At 61.9% G+C, this 20788-nt stretch carries 21 protein-coding genes and 2 pseudogenes; 14 read left to right on the forward strand and 9 right to left on the reverse strand.

The window, feature by feature from the left end; translation table 11 throughout:
• The first annotated feature begins 60 nt into the window (after nucleotides 1–60).
• Genes ACEN84_RS05590 through ACEN84_RS05600 form a run of 3 tightly spaced genes read left to right on the forward strand, consistent with a single transcriptional unit; the run spans nucleotide 61 to nucleotide 1453 of the window.
• Complete coding sequence (locus tag ACEN84_RS05590; RefSeq protein WP_413710250.1) at nucleotides 61–480, forward strand: tautomerase family protein; 420 nt, start codon at nucleotides 61–63, stop codon at nucleotides 478–480.
• Nucleotides 477–878 (forward strand): cupin domain-containing protein, encoded by a 402-nt coding sequence (locus ACEN84_RS05595; RefSeq protein WP_112719917.1) that lies wholly within the window; start codon nucleotides 477–479, stop codon nucleotides 876–878. The genes ACEN84_RS05590 and ACEN84_RS05595 overlap by 4 nt, the downstream gene beginning before the upstream one ends.
• Entirely contained in the window at nucleotides 875–1453 is a 579-nt protein-coding gene (locus ACEN84_RS05600) for a DUF4865 family protein (protein ID WP_413710251.1), read from the forward strand. Before ACEN84_RS05595 ends, ACEN84_RS05600 begins: the two co-directional genes overlap by 4 nt.
• On the opposite strand, the gene ACEN84_RS05605 is transcribed toward ACEN84_RS05600, so the two are convergent.
• The 3 genes from ACEN84_RS05605 to ACEN84_RS05615 all read right to left on the reverse strand — a co-directional run bounded on the left by ACEN84_RS05605 (nucleotide 1432) and on the right by ACEN84_RS05615 (nucleotide 4090).
• Nucleotides 1432–2064: a LysE family translocator gene (locus ACEN84_RS05605; protein ID WP_413710252.1), complete on the reverse strand. Its 633-nt coding sequence runs from the start codon at nucleotides 2062–2064 to the stop codon at nucleotides 1432–1434. The two genes, ACEN84_RS05600 and ACEN84_RS05605, sit on opposite strands and share 22 nt — an antisense overlap.
• 116 nt (nucleotides 2065–2180) lie before the next feature.
• Nucleotides 2181–3620, reverse strand: coding sequence for a pyruvate kinase (gene pyk, locus ACEN84_RS05610; RefSeq protein ID WP_112719920.1), 1440 nt, complete (start codon nucleotides 3618–3620; stop codon nucleotides 2181–2183).
• Entirely contained in the window at nucleotides 3620–4090 is a 471-nt protein-coding gene (locus tag ACEN84_RS05615; protein ID WP_112385515.1) for a DUF1036 domain-containing protein, read from the reverse strand. The genes pyk and ACEN84_RS05615 overlap by 1 nt, the downstream gene beginning before the upstream one ends.
• A 219-nt stretch (nucleotides 4091–4309) precedes the next feature.
• On the opposite strand from ACEN84_RS05615, the gene ACEN84_RS05620 reads away from it, so the two are divergent.
• From ACEN84_RS05620 to ACEN84_RS05630, 3 genes are all read left to right on the forward strand, one after another.
• Nucleotides 4310–5101: an N-formylglutamate amidohydrolase gene (locus ACEN84_RS05620; protein WP_413711265.1), complete on the forward strand. Its 792-nt coding sequence runs from the start codon at nucleotides 4310–4312 to the stop codon at nucleotides 5099–5101.
• Between the two features lie 11 nt (nucleotides 5102–5112).
• Nucleotides 5113–5418, forward strand: a complete 306-nt coding sequence (locus ACEN84_RS05625; RefSeq protein ID WP_199629020.1) for a DUF1244 domain-containing protein — start codon at nucleotides 5113–5115, stop codon at nucleotides 5416–5418.
• Nucleotides 5419–5508: 90 nt separating this feature from the next.
• Nucleotides 5509–5772, forward strand: coding sequence for a DUF2312 domain-containing protein (locus ACEN84_RS05630; protein WP_007527482.1), 264 nt, complete (start codon nucleotides 5509–5511; stop codon nucleotides 5770–5772).
• 126 nt (nucleotides 5773–5898) lie between these two features.
• On the opposite strand, the gene ACEN84_RS05635 is transcribed toward ACEN84_RS05630, so the two are convergent.
• The 3 genes and pseudogenes from ACEN84_RS05635 to ACEN84_RS05645 form a co-directional block, all read right to left on the reverse strand.
• Complete coding sequence (locus tag ACEN84_RS05635) at nucleotides 5899–7752, reverse strand: DUF882 domain-containing protein (protein ID WP_413710253.1); 1854 nt, start codon at nucleotides 7750–7752, stop codon at nucleotides 5899–5901.
• A gap of 180 nt (nucleotides 7753–7932) precedes the next feature.
• Nucleotides 7933–8142: pseudogene (locus ACEN84_RS05640) on the reverse strand (helix-turn-helix domain-containing protein); the annotation flags it as partial.
• An 86-nt stretch (nucleotides 8143–8228) separates the two neighbouring features.
• Nucleotides 8229–9486, reverse strand: a pseudogene (locus ACEN84_RS05645) (sigma-54-dependent transcriptional regulator); the annotation flags it as partial.
• 208 nt (nucleotides 9487–9694) lie between these two features.
• Between ACEN84_RS05645 and ACEN84_RS05650 the strand changes: the two are divergent.
• The 3 genes from ACEN84_RS05650 to ACEN84_RS05660 all read left to right on the forward strand — a co-directional run bounded on the left by ACEN84_RS05650 (nucleotide 9695) and on the right by ACEN84_RS05660 (nucleotide 13581).
• Entirely contained in the window at nucleotides 9695–11548 is a 1854-nt protein-coding gene (locus ACEN84_RS05650; protein WP_413710254.1) for a M3 family oligoendopeptidase, read from the forward strand.
• 306 nt (nucleotides 11549–11854) lie between these two features.
• A complete protein-coding gene (locus tag ACEN84_RS05655) occupies nucleotides 11855–12961 on the forward strand; it encodes an aminodeoxychorismate synthase component I (RefSeq protein ID WP_413711266.1) in 1107 nt (368 codons plus the stop codon).
• Nucleotides 12958–13581: an aminotransferase class IV family protein gene (locus ACEN84_RS05660; RefSeq protein WP_413710255.1), complete on the forward strand. Its 624-nt coding sequence runs from the start codon at nucleotides 12958–12960 to the stop codon at nucleotides 13579–13581. Before ACEN84_RS05655 ends, ACEN84_RS05660 begins: the two co-directional genes overlap by 4 nt.
• Here the strand turns inward: ACEN84_RS05660 and ACEN84_RS05665 are convergent.
• Nucleotides 13578–14480 carry a diguanylate cyclase domain-containing protein gene (locus tag ACEN84_RS05665; RefSeq protein ID WP_413710256.1) on the reverse strand — a complete coding sequence of 301 codons (903 nt, stop codon included), beginning with the start codon at nucleotides 14478–14480 and terminating at the stop codon, nucleotides 13578–13580. The genes ACEN84_RS05660 and ACEN84_RS05665 overlap by 4 nt on opposite strands.
• Before the next feature lie 128 nt (nucleotides 14481–14608).
• On the opposite strand from ACEN84_RS05665, the gene ACEN84_RS05670 reads away from it, so the two are divergent.
• On the forward strand, nucleotides 14609–14893 hold the full coding sequence (locus ACEN84_RS05670; protein WP_413710257.1) for a YciI family protein: 285 nt from the start codon (nucleotides 14609–14611) through the stop codon (nucleotides 14891–14893).
• On the opposite strand, the gene ACEN84_RS05675 is transcribed toward ACEN84_RS05670, so the two are convergent.
• Together ACEN84_RS05675 and ACEN84_RS05680 are read right to left on the reverse strand one after the other, a co-directional pair.
• Nucleotides 14894–15193, reverse strand: a complete 300-nt coding sequence (locus ACEN84_RS05675; RefSeq protein WP_413710258.1) for a type II toxin-antitoxin system RelE/ParE family toxin — start codon at nucleotides 15191–15193, stop codon at nucleotides 14894–14896.
• Nucleotides 15190–15474: a CopG family ribbon-helix-helix protein gene (locus ACEN84_RS05680; protein WP_413710259.1), complete on the reverse strand. Its 285-nt coding sequence runs from the start codon at nucleotides 15472–15474 to the stop codon at nucleotides 15190–15192. The genes ACEN84_RS05675 and ACEN84_RS05680 overlap by 4 nt, the downstream gene beginning before the upstream one ends.
• 55 nt (nucleotides 15475–15529) lie before the next feature.
• Here ACEN84_RS05680 and ACEN84_RS05685 point away from each other — a divergent pair, with 55 nt between their 5' ends.
• The 4 genes from ACEN84_RS05685 (at nucleotide 15530) to ACEN84_RS05700 (ending at nucleotide 20685) form a co-directional block, all read left to right on the forward strand.
• Nucleotides 15530–16435: a heme-dependent oxidative N-demethylase family protein gene (locus tag ACEN84_RS05685; protein WP_413710260.1), complete on the forward strand. Its 906-nt coding sequence runs from the start codon at nucleotides 15530–15532 to the stop codon at nucleotides 16433–16435.
• Between the two features lie 135 nt (nucleotides 16436–16570).
• On the forward strand, nucleotides 16571–18025 hold the full coding sequence (locus tag ACEN84_RS05690) for a homospermidine synthase (RefSeq protein ID WP_112719943.1): 1455 nt from the start codon (nucleotides 16571–16573) through the stop codon (nucleotides 18023–18025).
• Between the two features lie 169 nt (nucleotides 18026–18194).
• Nucleotides 18195–18563: an outer membrane lipoprotein Omp10 gene (gene omp10, locus ACEN84_RS05695; RefSeq protein ID WP_112719944.1), complete on the forward strand. Its 369-nt coding sequence runs from the start codon at nucleotides 18195–18197 to the stop codon at nucleotides 18561–18563.
• Between the two features lie 208 nt (nucleotides 18564–18771).
• A complete protein-coding gene (locus ACEN84_RS05700) occupies nucleotides 18772–20685 on the forward strand; it encodes a 5'-nucleotidase C-terminal domain-containing protein (RefSeq protein ID WP_413710261.1) in 1914 nt (637 codons plus the stop codon).
• Nucleotides 20686–20788: the final 103 nt, after the last annotated feature.

Genomic DNA, 20788 nt, shown 5'->3' on the forward strand with positions numbered 1-20788 from the left:
TTATGGATTAATTTGCCGTGCAATGGTCCTCCTGTCAAGATTTCAAACAAGGAGGCTCCCATGCCCTTCGTTCGCATTTCTCTCCTCAAAGGCAAGTCGCCGGAATATCTGCGCGCCCTCTCCGATGGCATCCACCGCGCCCTCGTCGAGGCCTTCGACGTGCCCCCGGCCGACCGTTTCCATGAGATCCAGCAGCATGAACCCGGCGAGCTGATCTTCGACCGCAACTATCTGGCCGGACCCCGCTCCGACGATTTCGTCCTGTTTGCCATCCGCGCCGGACGCCCCCGCAGCACGGAGACGCGCAAGGCCTTCTTCAAGCGCGCCGCCGAACTGCTGGGCGAGGCGCCGGGTCTGCGCAAGGAAGACATCATGATCACCATCGTCAGCTCGCAGCCCGATGAATGGTCCTTCGGCGACGGCGTGGCACAGATGGCCGACGACAACTGGCGTGCCCGCGCCATGGGAGAGCCGTCATGAGCGGCAATCCCACGGCCATGACGATCCGCCGTCCGGGAGGCGCCGTGCGCTCCCCCGATGGCATCGCATCCGAGCCTTTCTGGGTGGAGGCGCTGCTGGAAGGCAGTGCCGCCGGAGAGAATGCGGCGATGCGCGCCACGCTCGATCCCGGCACAATCACCAACTGGCACACGCATCCCCGCGGACAACTGCTCTATGCCCTCTCGGGCATAGGACGGGCGCAGCGCGACGGCGGCCCGGTCGAGGAAATCAGGCCCGGCGACGCCGTGTGGTTTGCGGCTGGCGAAAAGCACTGGCATGGCGCGGCCGAGGATGCGCCCTTCAGCTATGTCAGCATCCAGGCAACCGATGGGGAGCGCTTCGTCGACTGGCTGGAGCCCGTGGAGTTACCGCGATGATCGCCATGCAATACAGCTTCACCCTGCCTGCCGATTACGACATGGGCATCATCGACCGCCGCATGCGCGAACGCGGCCCGGGCACTGACGGCTTTCCGCATCTCGCCTTCAAGGCCTATCTCAGCGCCAGGAGAGGCGAATTCGGCGGCCAGGAAAACCTCTACGCCCCCTTCTACCTCTGGGAGCAGCCGGAGGGCGCGAGCAACTTCATCACCGGCCCGGGCTTCCAGGCGCTGACACAATCCTTCGGCCGGCCAAGCATCGAGCAGTGGATGGTGTGGCACGCCGAGGTGACCGCCGATCCTGGCAATGCCAAGTTCGCGACCGCCGAGCGTCTCCCGATCGAGCCGCACGCCGATCTCACGGCTCTCCGCTCGGAAGAAACCGAGCGTGCAAGGCAGACAGGCCGCAAGCGCGATGCGCTGGCCTCGATCTCCGGCTTCGAAGCCAGATCGTGGTCGCTTGTCCGCTTCATGCTCTACGCGGATATGCCGCTGATATCAGGCGACGGCCAGATCTACCGCGTCGGACATATGTCGCTGCCAGCCGCCGCTCAGGCCGCTGCCCGGCGGTAAAACGCGAGCGAGCCCGCAAGAGCCAGGAGCGCGCCCCCGCAGGCGCGCTCAAGCCATATGGCACCGCTCGTCTTGAGAAAGCGCGCCGCTTGCGAACCGAACACCGCGTAGCCGAACATGATGACGAAATCGAGCGCGGAGAAGACGAGCGCAAGCAGCAGGTACTGTGATGCCTGTGGCGATGTGGGATCGATAAACTGCGGCAAAAAGGCGGAAAAGAACAGGTAGCCCTTCGGATTGGTAACAGCCACCATGAAGCTCTTCAGCCCGATAGCAATCGCTGGCCGGGATCCGCCGCCCTGCTCCGCGAGCGCGACATCGAGAGATCCCTTCGATCGCAGCAGCATGACGCCGAGAAAGGCGAGATAGGCCGCACCGCAATATTTCAGCACAGAGAACCAGAATTCCGACGCGGCAAGCAAAGCACCGAGACCAACGGCAACCGCCCCGATCAGGACGAAATCCGAAAACACGGCGCCCAGCATGCCGGGAATCGCCCGCCTGACGCCGTAGCGCGAGCCATTGTTGAGCGCCAGCAGGACCGTCGGCCCAGGCGTCGCAATCCCAACGAAAGAAACTGCGGCAAAGGCGAGAATTGTAACGACGTCCATATCCACCTCCCGGATTTTTCAGGAGGCTCGCATGTCGCCATCGTCCGTTCAAGATTACGGCAAAAGAAAAACCCGCCGGTTTCCCGGCGGGCTATCGATACCAAGCCTCGAACTTGTCAGATGCCGCTGCGGCCATCCGAACCGATATAGGCGATGCGGATCATGTTGGTCGCGCCCGGCGTGCCGAGCGGAACACCGGCCGAGATGATGATGCGGTCGCCCGGCTTGCCGAAGCCTTCGTCTGCGACGATGCGGCAGGCGCGGTTGACCATGTCGTCGAGGTCGGTCGCGTCATGGGTGACGACGCAGTGCAGGCCCCAGACGATCGCCAGACGGCGGGCCGTCTTGATGATCGGCGACAGCGCCAGGATCGGAACTTGCGGGCGCTCGCGCGAGGCGCGCAGGCCCGTCGTGCCCGACGAGGTATAACAGACGATGGCCGAGAGCTTCAGCGTTTCGGCGATCTGGCGCGCTGCGAGCGAGATGGCATCGGCACCGGTTGCTTCAGGCTGGGCGCGCTGGGCGTAGATGATGCCCGGATAGTGCGGCTCGCGCTCGATGGCGCTGGCGATCGACGCCATGGTCGCGACTGCCTCGACCGGATAGTCACCGGAAGCGGACTCGGCCGACAGCATGACGGCATCCGCACCTTCGAACACGGCGGTCGCGACGTCGGAGACTTCAGCGCGGGTCGGAACCGGAGCGGTAATCATCGATTCCAGCATCTGCGTAGCAACGACCACCGGCTTGCCCGAACGGCGGCAGGCGCGGATCAGCTGCTTCTGGATACCGGGAACGGCTTCGAGCGGCATTTCGACGCCGAGGTCGCCACGGGCAACCATCAGCGCGTCCGAAAGCTCGATGATCTCTTCGATGCGCTCGATTGCCTGCGGCTTCTCGATCTTCGACATGATGCCAACGCGGCCCTTGGCGATCTTGCGCACTTCGGCGAGATCTTCCGGGCGCTGTACGAAGGAAAGCGCGACCCAGTCGACATCGTCGGTGGCCAGCACGGCGTCGAGATCGACGCGGTCCTTGTCCGTCAGAACGCCGACGGTGAGCAGCGTATCGGGAAGGCTAACGCCCTTGCGGTCGGAAATCTTGGTGCCGGAAATGACGGTGGTGACGATGCTCTTGCCGTCGCACTTCTCAGCGCGCAGCGCGAGCTTGCCGTCGTCGATCAGCAGGCGATGGCCCGGCTGCACCGATTCCAGGATTTCCGGATGCGGCAGGAAGACGCGGGTGGCGTCACCAGGGGCTTCGTTGTTGTCGAGCGTGAAGGTCTGGCCGGGTTTCAGGTCGACTTTGGTATCGGCGAACTTGCCGACGCGAAGCTTCGGGCCCTGCAGGTCGGCGAGAATACCGATCGGGCGGCCGGAGCGCGCTTCGACGGAGCGGATACGCTGGACCAGCGTGCGCATCAGGTCATGGCTCGCATGGCTCATGTTGATGCGGAAAACGTCGGCACCGGCCTGGTGCAGCTTCTCGATCATCGCTTCTTCGCTGGAGGCGGGGCCGAGCGTTGCGAGGATTTTTACTTTGCGGTTACGCTTCATCAATTCGGGCTTTCTTGCGTTCCGGGCGTATCGGAAAGTTGGACCATCCAGCTGCCCTGGCGGCCCGTATCATATTCCTTGAACCCCATCTTCTGGTAGCCACGGGCATAGCAGTCATTGACGCCCGTGATCTTGAACTCGTTTTCCGCTACGCACATCTGCACATCGCCCGTCCAACGGCCTCCCCGGGCGGCATCTTCTGCGTAGAGGTAATAGTATCGCGACTGCAGCTCTCCTTCGATCAGCGTCGCGCAGGTCGTTGCCGGGACCTGCCACCAGCCTTCGGTAATCCAGCCATCTTTGGCACGATAGCCGATGGCGACCCCGACCAGATTTTGCGTGCCATTGCAGACGCGGAAGTCCGCGCGGGCCGCGTTTGCGGCGAAGAATGGCATCATGGCTGCGAATGCGAACAATGCGAGGCGGGCAAGCGGCCCGGACCGGGTGAGGAAACTTGGTGCGGCTTGCATCAACACGGCTTCCGATTTGCTCCCACGGTTATTCGTTTTCCCGTGCCTTCTTGCGCCGCCATCCGGCGAATGTCAACGCGATGCTAATCGATTATATTCCTTTCATAACCTGCTTGTGACCATCGCGTTGCCGCAGATGCGCGATGATCCGGCTTGAACCTCCGGCACGTGCATGCGATCAGTGACCCCTCGCCCGAAATGACGAATGGCCATTCGCTGATGGAAGACTTCCAACCCTTCGAAATCCTACCCGGCAAACATGACAGCGGCATGGTGATCCTCGGCGATCACGCCATGAACCGTCTGCCCGAAAGCTACGGAAAGCTCGGCCTGCCGGAGACCGCCTTCGCCCGCCACATCGCCTACGACATCGGCATCGAGGGCCTGGTGCGCAGCCTGTCGGCAAGGCTCGGCGTACCCGCCGTTCTCGGCGGCTTCTCCCGCCTGCTGATCGATCCGAACCGCGGCGAGGACGATCCGACGCTGATCATGAAAATCTCCGACGGCGCGATCATTCCCGGCAATCACCCGATCTCCAAGGCCGAATGGCAGGGCCGCATCGAGCGCTTCCATCGCCCCTATCACGATGCCGTAGCGATGGAGATCACCAAGGTGGCCAGCGCCACCGGCAAGGCGCCGCTGGTCCTCTCGCTGCATTCCTATACGCCGGCATGGAAGGGCGTTCCCCGCCCTTGGCATGCCGCCGTACTCTGGGATAGCGATCACCGCGCCGTCGGCCCGCTGCTTGACATGCTGCGCCGCGATCCCGATCTGATAGTCGGCGACAACGAGCCCTATGACGGCGCGCTCAAGGGCGATACCATGTACCAGCACTGCATGGTGACGGGCATCCCCCACGCGCTCCTCGAGGTCCGCCAGGATCTGATCGGCGACGAGACCGGGATCGCCGAATGGGCCGAACGGCTAGCGCCGGTCTTTGCGGCGATGAATGCCGATCCGGCGCTGCACGAATACAAGGTGCACCCCTCGCGCACCGGCCCCTACGCATGAAGGAAGAGACGATGACGGAACTGACGAAGGAACAGCAGACCGAATTCGAGGCAGCCGCCTTCCGCCGGCTGGTCGCCCATCTGCGTGAGCGCACCGACGTCCAGAACATCGATCTCATGAACCTCGCCGGCTTCTGCCGCAACTGCCTGTCGAACTGGTACCGCGAGGCGGCCGAGGAAAACGGTGTGCCTGTCACCAAGGACCAGTCCCGCGAGATCGTCTATGGCATGCCCTATGACGAGTGGAAAAACCTCCACCAGAACGAGGCATCGGAAGCACAGAAGACGGCTTTTGCCGAAAACAATCCCCACAAATAACGTCATCGCCGCCGAAGGGACTTGACCGCGGCGCCGCTTCACGGCAGTCACTGCCCACGAATTCCAATCCGAAAAATCAGGAGAACACGGATGTCTGATGCTCATGGCGTCGCCCGCGATCAGCTTCGCGCTTTTGTCGAGCGTATCGAACGCCTGGAAGAAGAAAAGAAGACCATTGCCGACGACATCAAGGATGTCTACGGCGAAGCCAAGGGCATGGGCTTCGATACCAAGATCCTCAAGAAGGTCGTCGCTCTGCGCAAGAAGGACGAGCAGGAGCGCATGGAAGAAGATGCGATCCTCGACACCTACCTGCACGCGCTCGGCATGATCGAGGCTCCGCCGGAAGGCTGATCCCAGATACTCGCTTCAAAAGCCGCCAGGCCCCGCGCCTCGGCGGCTTTTTTATTGCCGTGACAGAACCCAAACAAAAAAGCCGCCGGATCGCTCCAGCGGCTTTTTCAATGAATTTGAAACCGGTCAGTTCGTGTTGAACTTCTTCACTTCCATGAAGTTGACGGCGGTACCGCTGAAGCGGCCGGGATCGATCGAAGCTGTCTTGACGTTGAAGCCTTCGGCATAGACGGCCGTCGGCTGGGCGCGGAGCGTCTGGCTGACGAAGCGCGGCGCCTTGACCGGCTTGGTGACCATTTCCATGCGGGAATTCGTCAGCGCCCACTGCGAGATCATCTTCTGCGTCAGCTTCGGCTCGGTGCGGATCGAAGCGCGGCCAGCATCGGCGGCAGCGGCAACGGCCTTGGTCGGACGGCCGCCCTTGGAAGGCGCGACCGGCGCGACATCGTCGCTGGCGCGCTGTTGCGGCATGTCGAAGCTGTCACCGAAGCTTGCGGTCTTGGCGGGCGCCAGAGCAGCGAGCTGGACGGGAGCCTTTTCAGCGGGCTTCGCCGAACCCGGCATCGCAGCGCTGATCGCCTGCTCGACGGTTGACGGCGCGAGAGCCGCGACCTGCTGGTTGGCGGCATCGCCATCCTTGGCGAGCTGCTGGGCAACGGCCGGCGAAAGCTGCTGTGCCTCGGCCTCGTCGCCTGCAGCATCCGGATCAGCGTCGGCAGCAGCGGCAAGCAGGTTCTCTGCAGCCACCGGACGATCGACCGGAGTTGGGACAGCCATCGACGGATCGATAGACGCAACTTCCGCATCACCCGGCTCGCGGCGCTGGCCAAGCAGCTCCGGAACAGGGACGCGATAGGTGCTGAGATCGGCAAACTGCTGCGGCTGGTCTTCCTGCGCCGTTGCGGCGGCAAGCGCCTGCTGGGCAGCATTGCCGGAATTGGCAGGCAGCATCGCATTGGCAACTTCGCCACCGCCGAGCTGGCCGGCAAAGGCCGGACGAACCTGCGGAACCGGCGCGTTGACCGCAGCCACCTGAACGTCTTCCGGCGCGGCAGGCTCAGCCGCGGCAGCCGGAGCTTCGGGCTTCGTCGGCGTTGCCTTGGCAACTGCGACCGGTGCGGAATCGTCCGAGCTATCCTCTTCCTCGTCCGCACCACCGCCGAACAGCGCCGCAAACAGCGTCTTCGGCTTCTTGGACGAAGCAAGGTTATCGCCGCCAACGGCAGCAACGAGCGTGTCGGAATTGACGCGGCGCTTGTAGTCGGCGAGTGCCTGCTGGTAGCCCGGAAGCGGCGTGCCGTCAGCCGGGATATGCAGGGTGTTGCCGTTCGGGAAAAGCCGGACCAGCTCGTCGCGGCTCATGCGCGGCCAGGCGCGAACGCCGCCGACATCCATGTGCACGAAGGGCGAACCGGACTTCGGATAGAAGCCGACGCCGCCGACCTGCATCTTCATGCCGATGGCGCGCAGCGTTGCGAGCTTCACATCGGGAATGAAGAAGTCCATCGCCTTGCCGAGCATGTGCTGGCTCTTTTCGGCAACGCCGGAATTGCGCGAACGCGCCTTCAGCATGGCGTTGGTGCCGGGCGAACGGAAACCGCAGACGACGTTGATGTAATCCTTCGAGCCGCTCTGGCGGTAGACTTCCCAGATCAGGTCGAACAGATGCGGGTCCATCTTCGTCGGCTGGTTCTTGCGCCAGTCGCGAAGGAATCGGTTCAGCTGCTCAAGACCCTTGGGATCGAACTTGCCGTTGCGTTTGTAAGTGATGACTGCCTTTTCACCCGTATGGATGAAATAGAGCTTAAGGCTGCGGGTTTCCCCCGCCGCCTCGGACGGCGTGCCGACCAATACCGGTGAGGACACCGCGAGCGCGAGAAGGGCGGCCATCGCCGTCCTAACCGCCTTTCCGCTAACGTTGGCGCAACGTGCACGCCAGCTCAAGCGCGAAGGCTTGGTATGCTCATTCAAATCCGGCAAACTCAATCCCCGTCAGACTGCCCTAATAGTCCGGCTGTCCCAATGACTGTCAAATGCGGTGACACGATGGCAAAAATGCCACACACGATCAACCTTTTCTTTACATAGTCAACGATCGACTAACAAGTGGTTTATAAACAGTAACCGGACATGCTTGCGGGAATGTTAACGCGGCAGCTGCTATGCCGCGTCTTTCTGGGGATTATCGGGGTCGATGCCGTAATCTTTCAGCTTCCTGTACAAAGTTGATCGCCCGATGCCGAGTTTCCTCGCAACTTGACTCATCTGGCCCCGATAGAATTTAAGGGCGAATCGGATCAACTCCTCTTCAACATCCGCAAGTTTACGCACTTCGCCCGCCGGGTTGACGCTGGCGATGGCGTTATCAGCCGTTTCGCCATGGCGGCCAGACGTGTCGATCATCGACGGCGGCGGAACGCTGTAATCGGCCGCTGCGAACTCGGCTTCGCGGTCACGGTGCGAGTTGTCGGCCACGAGCGCCAGATGATCGACGACATCGTATTCCGGCAGCTGTGCGGCGATCTGCGGGAAGTCCGATTCCGTCAGCTCAGGCCCTTCTGCAAGCACCACAGCGCGGAAGATCGCATTTTCCAGCTGGCGGATATTGCCCGGCCAGTCATAAGCGGTCAGCAGCGCCAGCGCGCCGGCGCTGACGGTCATGCGGTGACCGTTCTTCTGTTCCGAAGAGAAGCGGTCGGCAAAGACGCGCACCAGATGCGGGATGTCCTCCTTGCGCTTGCGCAGCGCCGGAATGGTGATCGGGAACACGTTGAGGCGATAGTAAAGGTCTTCGCGGAAGTGGCCGTTCTTGACCTCTTCGATCAGGTCCTTGTTGGTCGCCGAGATCAGCCGGACATTGACCTTATGGGCCGTACGGGCGCCGACCGTTTCGATCTCGCCCTGCTGCACGGCGCGCAAAAGCTTCACCTGAACCTCAAGCGGCAGATCACCGATCTCATCGAGGAAGATGGTACCGCCATCGGCTTCCATGAACTTGCCGATGTGGCGTTCGGTCGCGCCGGTGAACGCACCCTTCTCATGACCGAAGAGAATGCTTTCGACCAGATTGTGCGGGATCGCACCACAGTTGACGGTCACGAACGGCTTGCCGGAGCGATCACCGGCCGACTGGATGGCGCGGGCGACGAGTTCCTTGCCGACGCCGGACTCGCCTTCGAGAACGACCGGGATGTTCGACTGGGCGGCGCGCTGCGCCAGATCGATGACGCGGATCATCGCCGGGCTTGCCGAGACGATATCATCGAAACCGACGACGCCTGAGCGCGAGCGGCGGCCGGCACGGGCCTTCACTTCACGCTGGTCGAGCTTCATCGCGTTGGCGATCGACGTTGCGATACGTTCCGGGGAAACCGGCTTGACGACGAAATCGAAGGCGCCGGCGCGCATCGCCTGGACGACCGTTTCGATGCCGCCCTGGCCGGTCTGAACGATCACCGGGATCTGTGTGCCGAATTCGTGCACCGCCTCAAGAAACTCGAGACCGGTCATTTCCGGCATCATCAGATCGAGCACGATCACATTGAAGAGGCCAGCATCGCGCTTGACCATCTCCAGGCCGATGCGGCCGTTTTCTGCCTGATGGACGACGTGCCCGTGGCGCTCGATTGCGTTCTTCAACAGACGGCGCTGTACCGGGTCATCCTCGACCACGAGTATCTGCCCTGCCCCTTTGAGCTCATTGTAACCGGTCATTGTCGCCTCACTTCATGCGAAACCTAGGTTGCACTCTGCCCGAAAGGCTTGAACATCCAGTTTTGAGAAATAATCGCATTTTAACGATTGTGACGATGGCGATTCCGTGCCGAAGCGGGGCCTTTTGGCTGCTGAAAACCCCTTGATGCGGGGGCTTCTGGCGCATAGACAGTCAGACCTGTTTGAAAAGAGGAAGAGGAGCCCTGCCATGAATTTTGTGCTCAACGCCGCCGGTCTTAATTTTTCGGCAACATCTGCCGCCGGTGCATCCGACGCTGCGCTCGGCGATCTTCCGGTCTGGAAACTGCAGGATCTCTACCCTTCCGCAACCTCGACCGCCTTCACCAGCGACATGGAAAAGGCCGGCAAGAACTCGATCGCCTTCGAAGAGAAGTGGAAGGGCAAGCTGGCCGCCGCAGCCACCAAGACGGGTGCGGAAGGTATCGGCCAGGCGCTGAAGGAATATGAGGCGCTCGACGACATCATCGGCCGTCTCGGCTCCTTTGCCGGCCTCACCTATTTCTCCGATACGACGAGCCCGGTGAACGGCAAGCTCTATGGCGACGTCCAGGCGCGCATCACCGAATTCTCCGGCCACCTGCTGTTCTTCGCGCTCGAGCTCAACCGCATCGACGACGCGGTGATGGACGCCTGCATGGCGAACGATCCCGCCGCCGGCCACTACCGCCCGTGGCTGGTCGACCTGCGCAAGGACAAGCCGTACCAGCTCGACGACAAGCTGGAGCAGCTCTTCCTTGAGAAGTCGATGACATCGGCCGCTGCCTTCAATCGCCTGTTCGACGAGACGATGGCCGAGCTGCGCTACGAGATCGATGGCGAGAAGCTGCCGCTCGAAGTGGCGCTCAACATGCTGCAGGATCCGAACCCGGAAGCCCGCCACAAGGCGGCGATGGCTCTGGCGGAAACCTTCAAGGCCAATATCCGCACCTTCACGCTGATCACCAATACGCTCGCCAAGGACAAGGACATCGCCGACCGCTGGCGCGGCTTCGAAGACATCGCCGACTCCCGGCATCTCGCCAACCGCGTCGAGCGCGAAGTCGTCGATGCGCTGGCCGCCGCCGTCAAGGAAGCCTATCCGCGCCTCTCGCACCGCTACTATTCGATGAAGGCAAAGTGGCTCGGAATGGGCCAAATGAATTTCTGGGACCGCAACGCGCCGCTGCCGGAAACCTCGAACGCCGTCATTTCCTGGAACGAAGCAAAGGACACGGTCCTCTCCGCCTACGGCAATTTCGCACCGGAGATGGCCGCGATCGCCAAGCGCTTCTTCGATGAGGAATGGATCGACGCTCCGGTTCGCCCCGGTAAGGCGCCGGGCGCCTTCGCGCATCCGACCGTTCCCTCCGCGCATCCCTATGTACTCGTCAACTACATGGGCAAGCCGCGCGACGTCATGACCCTCGCCCACGAGCTCGGCCACGGCGTCCATCAGGTTCTGGCCGGTGGTCAGGGTGCGCTGATGTGCCAGACGCCGCTGACGCTGGCCGAGACCGCCTCGGTCTTCGGCGAAATGCTGACCTTCCGCGCGCTGCTCGACAAGACCAGCGACAAGCGCGAGCGCAAGGCGATGCTCGCCCAGAAGGTCGAGGACATGATCAACACGGTCGTGCGCCAGATCGCCTTCTACGAATTCGAACGCAAGGTGCACACCGCCCGCAAGGCCGGCGAGCTGACGTCGGATGATATCGGTGACCTCTGGCTCTCGGTGCAGTCCGAGAGCTTGGGACCGGCGATCAAGATCTCCGAGGGATACGAGACCTACTGGGCCTATATCCCGCACTTCATCCACTCGCCCTTCTACGTTTATGCCTACGCCTTCGGCGACTGCCTGGTGAACTCGCTCTATGCCGTCTACCAGAAGGCCGACAAGGGTTTTCAGGACAAGTATTTCGAGCTCCTCAAGGCCGGCGGCACCAAGCATCACTCCGAACTCCTGAAGCCTTTCGGCCTCGACGCCACCGATCCGTCGTTCTGGAGCAAGGGTCTGTCGATGATCGAAGGGCTGATCGACGAATTGGAAGCTTTGGATAAGGGCTGAAGTCGAAGGGCCGATGAGGGGACGCTTCGGCCTGTCAGGCGGGTATTAGGCCGTCCTTGTCGTTGGTCCATGAGAGAACGAATGACGCCAACCCAAACTCTCCCTCATTCCTGTGCCCTTAGGGCTGCGCCCACGGGATGTCACAGGAATCCAGCCACGGCGCGTCTGCGCCGTGAAGGGAGTCTTTCGCGCCCAAGGACTTGGGCGCGCTGGATTCCTGTAACGAGCACAGGAATGAGGGAGACGTAAGTGGACAACGTATCCTCCCCCTTCATCCTGTTCCGCGACGACACCACCGATCAGACTATGCTCTTCGCCGAGCCGTCCGAAATCATCATCGCAAACAACAGCACCGACTTCTTCTCCGCCCTGCAGCGCATGGAGGACGCCAAAGCCGCCGGCAAATGGCTTGCGGGCTACATCTCCTATGAAGCCGGCTACCTGTTCGAGGACAAGCTCGCTCCAAAACTCCCGGCCAATCGGCAATCCCCCCTCCTCTGCTTCGGCATCTTCGACAGTCCGACACCAGACAGTCACCCCCTCGCCCAGCCTGTCCGCCGCCGCGACAACGAAGAATTCCTCACCGCCCCAAAAGCCGGCTGGAATTTCGAAACCTATAGAGAGCGCTTTGACCGCCTCCACTGGCATCTGCGCCAGGGCGACTGCTATCAGGCGAACCTGACCATGCCCATCGAGGCGCGCTGGAGCGGCGATCCGCTGGCCGCCTTCTGGTCGCTGATCGAACGGCAGCCGGTGAAATACGGCGCCTATGCCGATCTCGGTGGTCCTATCATCCTGTCGCGCTCGCCGGAACTCTTCTTCCGCACCGACGAGGACGGCTGGATCGAGACGCATCCGATGAAGGGCACCGCCAAGCGCGGCGCCGATGCCACCGAGGACGAGGCGATCAAGGCGGCGATGCTCGCCGATATCAAGACGCAGGCCGAGAACCGGATGATCGTCGACCTGCTGCGCAACGATATCTCGCGGATCACGCAAGTCGGAACACTCGATGTCCCGAAACTCTTCGATATCGAGACCTATCCGACCGTGCACCAGATGGTGAGCCATGTGCAGGCGAAACTCCTGCCGGATCTGACGATCCGCGATATCTTCGCCGCCCTCTTCCCCTGCGGCTCGATCACCGGCGCCCCGAAGCTCAGCGCCATGCAGATCCTCGACGATCTCGAGGACCAGCCGCGCGACGTCTATTGCGGAGCGATCGGCATGATCGCTCCGACGGGCGCCATGCGCTTCTCCGTCGCCATCCGTACCATCAGCCTGTTCGACAACGACCGCGCGGTCTTCAATGTCGGCGGCGGCATCGTCTTCGATTCGACTGCCGAAGCCGAATACGAGGAATGCCTGCTGAAGGCCCGCTTCGCGATCGGCGACCAGGAGATTGCCCGATGAGCGATTTCTCCCTGATCGAGACCCTGCGCTTCGAACCCGGCATCGGCTTCACCCGCCTGCGGCTGCATCTCGCCCGGCTGGACCGTTCAGCCCGCCGCATCGGCTTCCCCACGCCGCTTCAGGCGAAGGACAGGCTGGAAGAGGCCGTCGCTGGTGCAACGACATCGCTGCGCGTCCGCCTGACGCTCGATGCTGCCGGGCGGATCGATGTGACGAGCGCGGCTTTCACGCCACTGGCGCCGGACACAATCTGGAAACTCCGCATCGCCTCGCAACGGCTCGACAGCGCCAACAAGCTGCTGCGCATCAAGACCACGCGACGAGAGGTCTACGAAGCCGCCCGCGCAGAATATCCGGCGAGTGAAGCGGACGAAGTCCTGATGCTCAACGAGAATGACGAGATCTGCGAAGGCACGATCACCTCGGTCTTTCTCGACGACGGCTCGGGCCTGTTGCGCACTCCGCCAATCTCCTGCGGCCTGCTGGCAGGCGTCTTACGCACCGAACTCATCTGCCAGCGCAAAGCCCACGTCGGCAGGATCAGCCTCGCCGATATTGCCGGGGGCAAGCTCTACATGGGCAATTCGCTGCGCGGCTTGATCCCCGCGGTGCTTGCCTAGGCTGCGATCTTCAGCCGGTCGCGGCCGCTCTGCTTGGCTATATAGAGCGCCTCGTCGGCCCGCGCATAGAGCTGCTGCACCGTGTCTCCGGGCTTGAGCTCTGCAAGGCCCGCCGAACACGTATAGGAAAAGCCCGGCAGGGCGGGAAGCGGATGGGCAATGCGCACCAGCTCCAGCACGCGGTCTATGATCCGCTCGCCCTGCTCCAGCGTCGTATCCGGAAACACCAGCATGAATTCCTCGCCGCCGATCCGGCCGAAACTGTCGCGGCGCCTGATCACCGGCTGCACCCGCCGGGCGAAATCGATCAGCACCTGATCACCGACCTGATGGCCGAAATTGTCGTTGATGCGCTTGAAGAAATCGAGATCGACGATGCAAATGCAGCCGCTGAGCGCCGATGTTTCCTGGCGGGCGATCATGTTCTCCAGCGCAGCCATCATGAAGCGGCGGTTGGAGATACAGGTCAGCTCGTCGGTCTGCGATGCCCTCAGCGCGAAATCGCGATCCTGGCGCAGATCACGCTGGCTGGCTTTCATATGGGTGATGTCGCTCGCCATGCACAGCATCCAGCCGTCGCGCTGCACCGTCTCCGTCATCCAGAACCAGCGCCCGTCGACGACATCCATCTCGAAGGCCCGGAACGGCAGCTTGCCGCGGCGGGACTGGGCAGACATCAGCCATGCCTCGAAATCCGTGGTGCGAATGATGGTGCCGCGCCCCGCCTTGGTGTTGCGGCGCATCAGCTCTGCCCATGTGGGCGTTTCGTCCGGCTCAAGCGCGAAGGTGGAGCGAAAGGCGGCATTTGTATATTGCACGCGGTCGTCCTGATCGTAGAGGACGATCATGACGGCGCTTTCCTCCTGCAACTCCGCAAGCCGCTCCGATATATTGGTCATGCGACGGTTCCGGGCGTACTAATGGCGATGTGTGGCACAATGCTTCAAAACTATAAAAAGAAAATGGATAAGGCAGTACAATTTCTGTTATCAACAGCCCCAAAACGGCACAACCCCCGGGATCAAAGATGTTCATACTTTCCCTCACTTATGTGAAGCCCAACGAAGAGGCCGACAAGCACATGGAGCCGCATATGGCTTGGGTGAAGGAAGGCTATGCGAAGGGCTGGTTCCTGGCCTCCGGCCGCAAGGTCCCCCGCACCGGCGGCGTCATCCTCGCCACCGGCGACCGCGCCGAGATCGAAGCCTATGTCTCCGCCGATCCGTTTACGGTGCATGGGGTGGCGGAGTATCAGGTGACCGAAGTGGCCCTGACGACGGTCAATGAGGGACTGGAAGCTTTGAAGGGGTAATTAGTCACCCGGCTTCAGATCGGTGCGCGGGGCGTGCCGTCTACCATCAAAGACTTCGATGATCTCGATGTCCTGATCGGAAATCCGGTAGATGATCGAATAGACGGACCCCGCAACAATCAACCGCCGCACATGATCTCTGTGTGTTGCCAGACCGAGTTCAGGCTGCTCGCGCAACAAGTTTGCTGAACGCAGAATCTTGTCCGCAATAGCCTTGGCAGCACCCGGATGATGCTCAGCAATATAGCGGCGGATGGCCAGCAGATCGTCTCGTGCGAGCGCGGCCCATAGAAGCTTCATCGCCGGGCTTTGACAACGTCGATCTTGGGCGGCGATTTCTCTTCGGCGCTGCCCCATGATTCAAGCCACTCCGACATCGCGTCGTGCGAAACAAACTGACCGTCATCTGCAGAACGCAGGGCTTCGTCGATCACCGCGGCCTGCTCGTCTTGCCGCTGCAGGTAGTCCGCAAGCGCTTCGCGCACGAGCGTGGATGCATCGCGTTTAGTCATGCGCGAAAGCTGATCGAGCTTACGCTTCATCGGATCGGGAATATCAAAGGAGACCGTGTTGCTTGCCAAGAAGCTTTCCTTTTCGCTCTTGCATCAAGCCTAGCAAACCGGCAGTTTCCTGACAATGAAACTTCCCGCTTACACACCCTATGATGGATCGTCCAAGCCGTTCACCATCGGCCTGATGCCGCTCGATCTCGCAAGGTGGATCGAGCCGGATGCGGATCTGCCGCGCTATCTTGCGGAAAAGCGCAGCCTCGCCGGTTCGCGTCGCGCCGATGTTTTCGTCGCCGAGGACGATATGCTGGCCGCGCAGGAGGAATGTCTGCAGCTGCTCGCGGATTATCTCTGTTCCACACATCCGAACCTCTACAAACGCCATGGCAGCCTCATCGATGCAGCCGGAACCACCGTCGATCTCGCTGACCCTGCCCTGCCGCCGCTGATGAAGGCAGGACTCCTTGTCGAGGACGACATCGTCATCATGCGGCGCAAGGACGATGGGTGGCATCTGGTCGCAGGCCATGTCTCCTTTCCGTCGTCCTGGTCGCTACAGGAAAAGTTCGGCCGGCCGATGCAGGCAATCCATGCCGATGTTCCGGGCTTCAGCGAAGGCACGCGCAACGCGGCGCTGATCACCCGCATCTTCGACAACCTGCTGGTCGCCCAGCCGGTCGAGCGTATGAACTGGTCGGTCAACACGACGGGCGATCTCTTCCTGCCGATGTCCAAGCACCGCCGCCCGCCGTCTTCCGAGGATTTCACGCTTGCCGAGCGCTTCGCCCGCGTCGAGCGGCAGACGCTGCGCAAGCTTCCTGTTTCCGGCGACATCGTCTTCACGATCCGCGTCTATGTCGATCCGATCGCCGCGATCGAGCATCACCCGCGCGCCGCCGAACTCGCGTCGAGCTTCGCCACGCAGCTTGCCGCGCTTGACGAACAGCAGACGGCCTACAAGGGATTGACGCTGCAGAAAGCCGAGCTCGTGCAGAAGCTGCACAGCCTTGCACAACAGCTCGCACCCGCCTGATATTAGATTTCCCGGCCGAACGCTCTTTATTGTGACGCCATTTTGTGGTTAGAGCCGGTCACTTCGCGAATTTTCAGCCCATTTTGAAGAATTCTTCAGGCAGATCGCCTTCGTCGCCTTCCACAGGAGAAAAGAATGACGGAACAGAACCACCCGGTATATGCCGAAATTACCGGCCCGATCGTGATGATCGGCTTCGGCTCCATCGGCCGCGGCACGCTGCCGCTGATCGAGCGCCACTTCAAGTTCGACAAGAACCGGTTGGTTGTCATCGACCCGCGCGAAGAGCCGGGCGACATGGAAATCCTCAAGAAGCACGGCGTCCGTCACATCAAGGAATATGTGACCAAGGACAACTACAAGGACCTCCTGAAGCCGCTGCTGACGGAAGGTGAAGGCCAGGGCTTCTGCGTCAACCTTTCGGTTGATACCGGCTCGCTCGACCTGATGAAGCTCTGCCGCAAGCTCGACGTTCTCTACATCGATACCGTCGTCGAGCCGTGGCTCGGCTTCTATTTCGACAAGAACATGAAGAATGCCGACCGCACCAACTATGCGCTGCGCGAAACCGTACGCAAGGAAAAGGAAAAGAACCCGGGCGGCGCGACGGCCGTTTCCACCTGCGGTGCAAACCCGGGCATGGTTTCCTGGTTCGTCAAGCAGGCGCTGGTCAACCTCGCCAATGACACGGGCCTGAAGTTCGAAGAGCCGGATCAGCACGACCGCGAAGGCTGGGCGAAGCTGATGAAGAAGCTCGGCGTCAAGGGCGTCCACATTGCCGAGCGCGACACGCAGCTCACCAAGAACCCGAAGCCGCTCAACGTCTTCTGGAACACCTGGTCCGTCGAAGGCTTCATCTCGGAAGGTCTGCAGCCGGCCGAACTCGGCTGGGGCACCCACGAAAACTGGATGCCGAAGAACGCCAAGAAGCACAAGAAGGGCTGCAAGGCCGCGATCTACCTCGAGCAGCCGGGCGCCAACACCCGCGTTCGCACCTGGTGCCCGACGCCGGGTCCGCAGTACGGCTTCCTCGTCACCCACAACGAGTCCATCTCGATCGCCGATTACTTCACGGTGCGCGACAAGGACGGCGAAGTGACCTTCCGCCCGACCTGCCACTATGCCTACCATCCGGCGAACGACGCCGTTCTGTCGCTGCATGAAATGTTCGGCAACGGCGGCAACTCGCAGCCCGTTCACCACGTCCTCGACGAGGACGAACTGGTCGAAGGCATCGACGAACTCGGCGTGCTGCTCTACGGCCACGAGAAGAACGCCTACTGGTTCGGCTCGCGCCTGTCGCTCGAAGAAACCCGCCGCATCGCGCCGTACCAGAACGCCACCGGCCTGCAGGTCACGTCGGCCGTTCTGGCCGGCATGGTCTATGCCCTCGAAAACCCGAAGGCCGGCATCGTTGAAGCCGACGAGATCGACTACAAGCGCTGCCTCGAAGTGCAGCTGCCCTACCTCGGCCCGGTCGAAGGTCACTACACCGACTGGACCCCGCTGGACGGCCGCCCGGGCCTGTTCCCGGAAGATCTCGACACCAAGGATCCGTGGCAGTTCAAAAACATCCTGGTTCGCTCGTAACCGCGAACCGGTGAAAACCAAGATGCCCGCCGCAAGGCGGGCATTTTTGTAACGCCTGCTGTGTAAATTCGCTTCGGCGTTGCAGAAGACTTGCCTTGGCGGCCGCCCCGCGCCATGTTTTTTCCGAACTCTTGCGGATAAAGTCCGCCGTCAATTGCCGGAGAAGCTTATGAAGTTGAGAAATATTGCCGCGCTGGCGGCTGCCGCAGCAGCGCTCGCCGCCTGTGTTTCCTCTGATCCCCGCCCGATGCCTGTCGCCACAAGCGCCGCTCCGGCCGGTGTCGAAGGCGCATGGCGCGATCCGAACGGCATCGTCTCGACTTTCCAGGCCGGTACCTTCACCACCCGCACGACCGACAGCAACCAGCTGCTCGCCTCCGGTACCTATGTGAACACCGGGCCGTCTCTGGTCGAGATCAACATGACCTCGCTGGTGCGCAAGACGCAGTCGAAGGTCAATTGCGCCCTCGTCAACCCGACCCAGTTGAATTGCACCGCCGATTCCGGCTCGCAGTTCACGCTGACGCGCAGCATGTAACTGCGCTCGAAATCCGGACGATGAAAAGCTCCCCTTCGCGGGAGCTTTTTTGTTTACCGCTACTTGGAAAGCGCCGGGACTGGCACAGCTTTTCGCTTGCGGTTGCGCAGGCTTGATGAAAACATCCGGCGCGCCGGGTAACACGGCTTAGAGGGATCGGCGGAACAGCCAGGGGTAAGCGCTGCCGCCGGAAAATCAGGAGAACAGGATGACGAAATCCTTTAATTTCGGCCTGCTGACGGCGTCCATGCTGGCGCTCAGCACGAGCGCCGCCTTTGCGGACTACCAGCTCAATATTCTTCACATTAACGATTTCCATTCGCGCATTGAATCGATCAACAAGTTCGATTCCACCTGCTCTGCCGAGGAAGAAGGCAAGAAGGAATGCTTCGGCGGCGCCGCCCGCCTGAAGACCGCGATCGACCAGCGCCGCCAGGCTCTGACGGGCCAGAACGTGCTGCTGCTCAATGCCGGCGACAATTTCCAGGGCTCGCTCTTCTACACGACCTACAAGGGCGCGGCCGAAGCCGAAGTGCTGAACGCCATGAAGTTCGACGTCATGACCGTCGGCAACCATGAATTCGACGACAGCGAAGACGGCCTCGCCACCTTCCTCGACAAGGTTCAGTTCCCGGTCATCTCCGCCAACGTTCTCGCCGGTGACGGCTCCAAGCTCGGCGACCGCATCAAGCCGTCGCTGGTTCTCGATGTCGGCGGCCAGAAGATCGGCGTCGTCGGCGCCGTGACCAACGACACGGAAGAGCTTTCCTCCCCCGGCCCGAAGGTACTGATCGCCGACGACGTCGCCTCGATCACCGCAGCCGTTCAGGACCTGAAGGCACAGGGCATCAACAAGATCATCGCGCTGACCCATGTCGGCTACCCGCGTGATCTCGCCTTCATCGCCAAGATCCCGGATGTCGACGTCGTTGTCGGCGGCCACTCGCACAGCCTGCTGTCGAACACCGATCCGAAGGCCGAAGGCCCCTATCCGACGATGGTCGACAATCCCGGCGGCTACAAGGTTCCGGTCGTGCAGGCCGCATCCTACAGCAAGTATCTCGGTGATCTCGTCGTCGACTTCGACGATAACGGCGTCGTCAAGAGCGCCAAGGGCGATCCGATCCTGATCGACTCCTCCTTCACGCCCGATCCGGCGCTGACGGCACGCATTGCCGAGCTCGCCAAGCCGATCGAAGACCTCCGCAAGAAGGTCATCGGCGCCTCGGAAGGACCGATCGAGGGCGACCGCACCATTTGCCGCGTCAAGGAATGCTCGATGGGCAACCTCGTCGCCGATGCGATGCTCGACCGCACCAAGAGCCAGGGCGTCCAGATCGCCATCCAGAACGGCGGCGGCCTGCGTGCCTCGATCGATGGCGGCGACGTCACCCAGGGCGAAGTCATCACCGTCCTGCCCTTCCAGAACACGCTGGCAACCTTCCAGCTGACCGGTGCCGACGTCGTCAAGGCGCTGGAAAACGGCGTCAGCCAGATCGACCAAGGCGCCGGCCGCTTCGCGCAGGTTGCGGGTCTCAAGTATACCTTCGATCAGTCGAAGCCCGTCGGCAGCCGCGTCAGCGACGTTCAGGTGAAGACTGGCGATGCCTTCGCACCGATCGACCCGGCCAAGACCTATGGCGTTGCCACCAACAACTTCATGCGCGCGGGCGGTGACGGCTACTCGATCTTCGATACCGCCGGCAAGAACGCCTATGACTTCGGCCCCGACCTTGCCGACGTCACTGTCGAGTATCTGACCGCGCACAACCCCTACAAGCCCTACACCGATGGCCGCGTCACCGAGATCGCTGCAACCGGCACCGCTGCTGCCCCGGCCGCTCCTGCGGCACCCGCTGCTCCGGCGGCACCCGCTGCTCCGGCGGCACCCGCCGCTCCTGCAGCATCGGCACCGTCTGCCGAACCGGCTGCACCGGCCGCTTCCGCACCGGCCGCCGCAACGCCGTCCAGCCACGTCATTGCCGCCGGCGACACGCTCTGGGATCTCGCCAAGCAGTTCTACGGCAACGGCGAACTCTGGAAGAAGATCTCCGAAGCCAACGGTAGCCCGAACCCGCGCCGCCTCATGGTCGGCGAGGAGCTGAAGCTTCCCGCCAAGTAAGACGATTTGTCCCGATCTTCGAAGCCGGTCCGGGGTTCCCCGGGCCGGCTTTTCTACTTATAGGGTTGAACCAACCGAACCCGGCTGCGTATGAACGGGGCGA

The sequence above is a fragment of the Rhizobium sp. Rhizsp82 genome, from assembly GCF_047325115.1.
In the GTDB taxonomy this organism is placed as follows: Bacteria; Pseudomonadota; Alphaproteobacteria; order Rhizobiales; family Rhizobiaceae; genus Rhizobium.